A 7,479-nucleotide genomic window follows, 5' to 3' on the forward strand; every position below is an offset into this window, starting at 1 on the left:
GGCCTGGGGGCGCGATCTTCCGGAGCGGGCCGGGCCCCGGGGGAAACACCTCCCGTATCGGGAACCAAATGTGACCAGGGACACGTTCAGGCAACGTATACGTCTGCGACCCCGCGCACTGGGTAGGGCTGGCGAGACCTGCCCCCCGAAAAGGAGCTCCGACGTGGCCGCTTCAGCGAACCTTCTGCTCTCCGCGCTCTCCAAACAGGTCTCCCACCCCGACTCGGGCCTCGACGGCTCCTGCTCCTGCGGCTGCATCGAGCCGCCGCTCACCAGCGAGCCCCCGCTCGCCGACGCCGCCCCGCTCACCAGTGAGCCGCCGCTTGCCGACGCCGCCCCGCTGACCAGCGAGCCCACCTCCACCGGCATGGCCTCGGGCCTGGACTACATGGGGGTCTGATGGCCCTGGCCAGGCTCGCCGCCTCGTACGGCGTGGCCACCTCCTACTCCCCGTCCCCGGGGCGCACCGTCCCGGCCGCCGACGCCGCGGTGATCGCGGCCCTCGCCGCCCTGGACGTGGACGCGAGCACCCCGGAAGCGGCCGAGGCCGCCCTGGCCGCGCGCGAGGCGGAGCTGTCCGCGCGCCTGCTGCCGCCGACGGTGGTGGCGTGGACGGACGACCCCCTGCCTCCGTCCTCACCGCTCGCGGGCCTGCCGCGCGGCACCCGGGTACGCCTTGAGCTGGAGGGCGGCGGGGTCGAGGAGTGGAAGGTGGCCGACGGGCAACTGCCTCTGGGCGTGCGCCAGTTACCGCCAGGCGTCCACCAACTCCGCGTACGCACCCCCGACGGACGCGAGGCAAGGGCCCACCTCATCGCCGCCCCCCGCCGCGCAAGGACCCCCGCGCGCCGCACGCACGGCCTGCTCGTCCAGCTCTACTCCCTGCTGTCCCGCCGCTCCTGGGGCATGGGTGACCTCGGCGACCTGGCCGAGCTCGCCGCCTGGTCGGGGCGCGATCTGAACGCCGGTTTCCTCCAGGTCAACCCGCTGCACGCCGCGGTGCCGAGCCCGCCGGGCGGCCACGGCGACCCCTCCCCGTACCGTCCCTCCTCCCGCCGCTTCCCCGACCCCGTGCACCTGCGCATCGAGGCGGTCCCCGAGTTCGCGTACCTGCGGGGAGAGGCCCGCGACCGCGTCGAGGCCCTGTGCCGCAAGGCCGGGCGATTGCGTGAATCGGTCCTGGGCAAGGGCGAGTTGATCGACCGGGACGCCGTCTGGGCCCTCAAGCGCGAAGCCCTCGAACTGCTCCACGAAGTCCCCGTCGGCCCCGGCCGCCGCGCCGCCTACCACGCCTTTCTCGCCGAGCAGGGCACCGCCCTGGAGGACCACGCCACCTGGTCCGCCCTCGCCGAGGTCCACGGCCCGGACTGGCACTCCTGGCCCGCGCCCCTGCGCGACCCGGCCTCGCCGGAGACCGCCCGCGCCCGGCGCGAGTCCATGGACCGCGTCGACTTCCACAGCCGCATCGCCTGGCTCACCGACACCCAACTGGCCGCCGCCCAGCGCTCCGCGAGCGAGGCGGGCATGGACATCGGCCTCGTGCACGACCTCGCGGTCGGCGTGCACCCCGGCGGCGCCGACGCCTGGGCCCAGCAGCGGCACTTCGCGCCGCGCACCACGGTCGGCGCCCCGCCGGACGCGTTCAACGCGCGCGGCCAGGACTGGGGCCTGCCGCCCTGGCGCCCCGACCGCCTCGCCGAGTCCGGGTACGCGCCCTACCGTGCCCTCCTGCGCGGCCTGTTGCGGCACGCGGGCGCGCTCCGCATCGACCACGTCATGGGCCTGTTCCGCCTCTGGTGGGTCCCGGAGGGCCACGACCCCACCGAGGGGACCTACGTCCACTACGACGCCGACGCGATGCTCGCCGTCCTCGTCCTGGAGGCGGCCCGCGCCGACGCCCTGGTCATCGGCGAGGACCTCGGCACCGTCGAACCCGGCGTCCGCGAGCGGCTGCGCGAGCACGGCGTGCTCGGCACCTCGGTGCTCTGGTTCGAGCGGGACTGGGAAGGCGCGGACGGGGGCGCGGGCACGGGCCGTCCGCTGCCCGCCGACGAGTGGCGTGAGGACTGCGTGGCCACCGCCACCACGCACGACCTGCCCTCGACCGCGGCGCGCCTGACGGGGGAGCACGTCCGACTCCGCCACGACCTGGGCCTGTTGACCCGCCCCCTGGCGCAGGAGCGCGCCGAGGCCGCCGCCGACGTCCACGAGTGGCTGTCCCTGCTCTCCCGGCGCGGTCTGCTGCCCGGCGGCATCGGCTGCGAGGAGGACGAGATCCGCGCCGTGCACCGCTTCCTGCTGTCCACCCCGGCCCGCATGGTCGGTGTCTGGCTGCCGGACGCGGTGGGCGACCGCCGCCCGCAGAATCTGCCGGGCACCTGGGACCAGTACCCCAACTGGCGTCTGCCGATCGCGGACGCCTCCGGACGCCCCGTCACCCTGGAGGACCTCGCGGCATCCCCGCGTCTGCACGCCCTCATGGCGGTCTTCCGCGAGGGCCCGGGCAGGAGCGAAAGGCCCCGTACGGCACCCCCGGGCGCGCACCCCGTTTAGGAGTTCGCTACGTTTGCACCGTGGACAAGAAGAACGCTCTGCGCGCCGGCGCCCTGGCCTCCGGCACGACGCTGATGATGCTGCTCATGTCGTCCCCCGCGAGCGCGCTCGTGCGCGACGACGGCGACGACCCGGGCTCGGGCCTGAGTGTCATCGACACGCTCGGCCTCTTTGTCGTGGCGCCCATCGTGCTGTTCCTGGTGATCGCGGGCCTCGTGATGGTCGGTGACAAGTCCCGCAAGCAGCAGAAGCAGGGCTGACGCCACCCGTCCGTCGACTTCGCCAAGGGCTCGGTCCCGCAACGTACGCACGCGTTGCAGGACCGAGCCCTTGGCATGCGTTCATGACCCTTCGGGCAGGCCGGAATCCTCTGGCCGCTCCGCCGTCAGATAGCGCTGGAGCGTCGGCGCCAGCCAGTCCGTGATCTCCTCGCGCGTCAGGGCGACCGTCGCGGGGAACCGCAGGACGTAGCGCGTCAGCGCGAGACCGAGCACCTGCGATGCGCAGAGCGCTGCCCGCGTGGGCGCCTCGGCGGGGTCGGGGCAGACCTCGTGCGCGACCGGCAGGATCTGCTCCTTGAAGACGCCCTGCATGCGTTCGGCGCCCGCCTGGTTGGTGATGCCCACGCGGAGCAGGGCGGTGAGTACGCCGTTGCCCTCCCAGATGTCCAGGAAGTGGGTCACCAGCGCCCGCCCGACGTCCGACCGCGGGACCCGGGTGAAGTCCGAGAGCCGCAGGTCGACGGTGGTCGCCGCGGCGAAGAGGCCCTCCTTGCTGCCGTAGTAGCGCATGACCATCGACGGGTCGATCCGCGCGTCCTTGGCGATGGCGCGGATCGTCGCGCGCTCGTACCCGTCCGCGGCGAACCGTTCGCGGGCCGCGGCGAGGATGCCCGCGCGGGTGGCGTCGGAGCGGCGGGGCGGCAGGGCGGACGCGGTGCCGCCGGGGTCTCTTCCGGTCATGCCAACAAACGTAGGCCAACAGCTGTTGACAGTCCATAGCGGCGGTTCTAGCTTGGCCAACAAGCGTTGACCAACAGGTGTTGGCATCAGGAGGCGGCCATGAACGGCACGACCGGAAGTACGGGCACCCACAAGGACACGAACACCGGCGGGAACGCGGGGAACAGCGAGGGCGCGGGCGCCGTCGTGGTCGTCGGCGCGGGCCCCACCGGGCTGCTGCTCGCCGGGGACCTCGCCGCGGCGGGCGTCGCCGTCACCCTCGTGGAGAAGCGGGCGCACGGCATCAGCAACCTCTCGCGCGCGATGGTCGTGCACGCCCGCACCCTGGAGCAGTTCGACGCGCGGGGCCTCGCCGACGAACTGGAGGCCAAGGGGCGGCCGCTGCGGACGCTGCGCCTGTTCGAGCGGCTCTCGATCGACCTGGAGAACCTGCCCTCGCGCTTCCGGCACGTCCTGGTCCTGCCGCAGTACGAGGTCGAAAGGACTCTGGAGCGGCGCGCGGTCGATGCGGGTGTGCGGTTCGTGTACGAGACCGAGGTGACCGGTCTCCGGCAGGACGAGGGCGGCGTGACGCTGGAGGTCAGCGGCCCCGACGGTGCTCCGGAGGCGCTGCGCGCCGCCTATGTCGTCGGCGCCGACGGGCTGCACAGCGGCGTGCGCGAGGCGGTCGGCCTGCCCTTCCCCGGCAGGTCCGTGATCCGCTCGCTCGTCCTCGCCGACGTCAGGCTCACCGAGAAGCCGGAGTCGCTGCTCACCGTCAGGGCCGCGGGCGACTCCTTCGCCTTCATCGCGCCCTTCGCCGACGGCTACTACCGCGTCATCGGCTGGAACCGCACCCGCGACGTCCCCGACAGCGAGCCGCTCGACCTCGACGAGGTCAAGGAGCTCGCCCGGCAGGCGCTCGGGCGCGACTACGGCATGCACGACGCCCGCTGGATGTCCCGTTTCCACAGCGACGAACGGCAGGCGCCCGCCTACCGCGTGGGCCGGGTCTTCCTCGCGGGGGACGCCGCGCACGTCCACTCACCGGCCGGCGGCCAGGGCATGAACACGGGCCTGCAGGACGCCGCCAACCTGAGCTGGAAGCTGGCCGCCGCCGTCGACGGCCGTGCCCCGCAAGGCCTGTTGGACAGCTATCAGGCCGAGCGGTACCCGGTCGGCAAGGCGGTGCTGCGCAGCAGCGGCGGGATGGTCAGGCTGGCGATGGCGAAGCGCCCGTGGACCCTTGCCGTGCGTGCGGTGCTCGCCTCCCTCGCCACGCATGTGCGTCCTGTGCGGGCGAAGCTGGTCGGCCGGCTCACCGGGATCGGCTTCCGCTATCCGGCGTCCAGGGGCGCGCACCGGCTCGCCGGGCGCCGGGTGCCCGATGTCGCGCTCAGGGAGGGGCGGCTCTACGAGGCCCTGCGCGCGGGCGAGTTCGTGCTGATCTCCCCGGAGGGCGTGAAGCACGCGGCGGGCCGTGCCGTGCCGGTCCACTGGGCGAGCGACCGTCGTACGACGCTCCTGGTCCGCCCCGACGGATACGTGGCGTGGGCGGCGGAGGGGGCGGACGCCGGGGCGGTGGAGGCGGCGCTGGGGGAGTGGGGAGCGGCCTGAGATCTCCAATCATTTCAGTTCAACTACAAATAAACAGTGGAAAGATTCGATGGACCTGATGAGTGTGGGGGTGTCACGGTAGTCCCGCAACGCACCGAGACCCCCCGCCGCCGCGGGGAGAGAGGCAAGGGATACCCCGTGGCAGTCCTGGACCGGACCCCCGCTCACACCGCACCGGCCGCCGAGAGGGCGGCCGCGCGCCCCATCGGCGTCGGTCTCGCCCTCGCGGCCCTCGCCACGGTCGTCTGGTCGGGCAGCTTCGTCACTTCCCGCGCTCTGCACGACTCCGTGCCGCCCGTCCAGCACGCGTTCTGGCGCTGGATCATCGCCATCGCCGCGGTCGCGCCGTTCGCGGTGCGGGAGACCTGGCGGCAGCGGAAACTGCTCCGCGAACACCTCAAGTTCCTTCTCCTCGCCTCCCTGTTGGGCGTCACGGTCTACAACACCCTGGTGAACCAGGCGGGCATGACGACCAGCGCGGGCAACATGGGCATGATCATGGCCGCGTCGCCCGTCCTGATGGCCGTCTACGAACGCCTCGGCGGTGCCAGGCTCGGTGCGCGCCGCGTGACCGGCATGCTCATCGCCTGTGCCGGGGTGCTGCTCCTGGTCGGCAAGGGCTCGCTCGCCATGGACTTCGCGGCCGGCGATCTGTGGATCATCGCGGCGGCGGTCTCCTTCGGGTCGTACAGCGCGCTGCTCAAGCGCAGGCCGACGGAGATCGGCGGACTCCCCTTCCTCTTCGCGACGTTCGTGCTCGGGGCGCTGATGCTGCTCCCGGTGTTCGTGGCCAGCTATGTGCTCCAGGGCGGCTTCGAGCCGACGGCAGGCACGGTCTCCCCGCTCCTCTACGTCGGTGTGGTGTCATCGGCGGTCGCCTTCTTCGCCTGGAACAAGGCGATCTCGATCATCGGCGCGGCGCGTGCCGGGGTCGTCTACTACCTCCAGCCGGTCTGCGTCGCGCTGCTCTCCTTCGCGCTCCTCGGCGAGGCGATGGGGTGGCTGCAGGTGCTGTGCATGGGGCTCATCCTGGGCGGGGTCGTGCTGGGCTCGGCCGCCCGCGCGAAGTAGGCGGGCCGCCCGTGGGGTCCCTGCTCCTGACCAGTCGGTACGTTGGGCTCATGAGCGAGTGGGACATCAAGAAGCTGCAGATCCTGCGTACGTTGAGCGAGCGGGGCACCGTGACGGCGACGGCGCAGGCGTTGCGGATGACGCCGTCGGCGGTGTCGCAGCAGCTGTCCAACCTCGCCAAGCAGCTGGGGGTGCCGCTGCTGGAGGCGCACGGGCGGCGGGTGCGGCTCACTGACGCGGCGCATCTGGTGCTGCGGCACACCGAAGCGGTCTTCGCTCAACTGGAGCGGGCGGATGCGGAGTTGGCGGCGTACGCGCAGGGTGAGGCGGGGGAGGTGCGGGTCGGGGCGTTCTCGACGGCGGTGCCCGCGCTGGTCGTGCCGGCGGTGCGGGCGCTGAGGGCGGCGGCGCCCGGGATCTCCGTACGGGTACGAGAGGCCGAGGCGGCGGAGGCGTACGAGCTTCTTGCGGCGGGCGAGGTGGATGTGGCGCTGTCGCTCGCGGTGCAGGCGCCGGCGGCGTCCGACGCGGACACCCGCTTCACCAGGGAGTCGCTGCTGGCCGACCCGCTGGACGTGGCGTTGCCGGGTGGCCACCGGCTGGCGTCGGCGGAGGGGTTGCGCCTCGTGGACCTCGCCGGGGAACCGTGGATCTTCGGCGGGAGCGGTCCCTGGTCGGAGATCACGCGGGCGGCGTGCGAAGGGGCGGGTTTCACTCCGGAACAGGCCCACTCGGCCTCCGGCTGGACGGCGATCCTCGCGATGGTGGAGGCGGGGATGGGGGTGGCGCTGGTCCCGAGGATGGCGACGGCGAGCCGTGACGGTGTGGTGATGAGGGAACTGGCGGAGGACCACCCGACCCGCCACGTGATCGCGGCGGTCCGCCGCGGGGCCGCGGCGGGCGCGGCGGTCTCCCGAGTTCTGACGGCCCTGCGGGAAGCGGTGCCTTCGCGAGGGCAGTAACTGTTGCCCCCTGCGGCCACATGACCCCGGTCCCCGCGCTCCGCACGGGGCTCCCCCACCCACCCGCCCATTGGCCAGGCAGGGCGGGGCAATTGGGCGGGCGACGCGTGCAGGGCGGGGTGAACGGGTGGGTGGGACAGAGCGCCGTACAACTGGACGGGCGGAGTGCCGGGCAACAGGGTGGGCAAGCGGGAGAATCGCCTGCGGCGGTGCGGCGGTGCGGTGGTGCGGTGGTGCGGTGGTGCGGTGGTGCGGTGGTGCGGTGGTGCGGTGGTGCGGTGGTGCGGTGGTGCGGTGGTGCGGTGGTGCGGTGGTGCGGTGGTGCGGTGGTGCGG

7 protein-coding genes are annotated in these 7,479 nt (G+C 73.1%); 6 read left to right on the forward strand and 1 reads right to left on the reverse strand.

The genetic code is table 11. The features are described 5' to 3' along the window. Window positions 1-163 precede the first annotated feature (163 nt). From AB0B50_RS32130 to AB0B50_RS32140, 3 genes are read left to right on the forward strand one after another with little or no spacing between them, the layout of a single operon-like run. Entirely contained in the window at window positions 164-400 is a 237-nt protein-coding gene (locus AB0B50_RS32130) for a hypothetical protein (RefSeq protein ID WP_362339310.1), read from the forward strand. Next, window positions 400-2,553, forward strand: a complete 2,154-nt coding sequence (gene malQ, locus AB0B50_RS32135) for a 4-alpha-glucanotransferase (RefSeq protein ID WP_362339311.1) — start codon at window positions 400-402, stop codon at window positions 2,551-2,553. The genes AB0B50_RS32130 and malQ overlap by 1 nt, the downstream gene beginning before the upstream one ends. 20 nt (window positions 2,554-2,573) lie before the next feature. Further along, a complete protein-coding gene (locus AB0B50_RS32140) occupies window positions 2,574-2,813 on the forward strand; it encodes a hypothetical protein (protein ID WP_055701284.1) in 240 nt (79 codons plus the stop codon). A gap of 81 nt (window positions 2,814-2,894) precedes the next feature. Here the strand turns inward: AB0B50_RS32140 and AB0B50_RS32145 are convergent, their stop codons facing one another. Further along, entirely contained in the window at window positions 2,895-3,515 is a 621-nt protein-coding gene (locus tag AB0B50_RS32145) for a TetR family transcriptional regulator (RefSeq protein WP_362339312.1), read from the reverse strand. Between the two features lie 99 nt (window positions 3,516-3,614). Between AB0B50_RS32145 and AB0B50_RS32150 the strand changes: the two genes are divergently transcribed. From AB0B50_RS32150 to AB0B50_RS32160, 3 genes are all read left to right on the forward strand, one after another. Then, window positions 3,615-5,111: an FAD-dependent oxidoreductase gene (locus AB0B50_RS32150; RefSeq protein WP_362339313.1), complete on the forward strand. Its 1,497-nt coding sequence runs from the start codon at window positions 3,615-3,617 to the stop codon at window positions 5,109-5,111. A gap of 147 nt (window positions 5,112-5,258) precedes the next feature. Then, window positions 5,259-6,182, forward strand: coding sequence for a DMT family transporter (locus tag AB0B50_RS32155; RefSeq protein WP_362339327.1), 924 nt, complete (start codon window positions 5,259-5,261; stop codon window positions 6,180-6,182). A 50-nt stretch (window positions 6,183-6,232) separates the two neighbouring features. Beyond that, window positions 6,233-7,144, forward strand: coding sequence for a LysR substrate-binding domain-containing protein (locus AB0B50_RS32160; protein WP_362339314.1), 912 nt, complete (start codon window positions 6,233-6,235; stop codon window positions 7,142-7,144). Window positions 7,145-7,479: the final 335 nt, after the last annotated feature.

This window comes from Streptomyces sp. NPDC041068, assembly GCF_040647455.1.
In the GTDB taxonomy this organism is placed as follows: domain Bacteria; phylum Actinomycetota; class Actinomycetes; order Streptomycetales; family Streptomycetaceae; genus Streptomyces.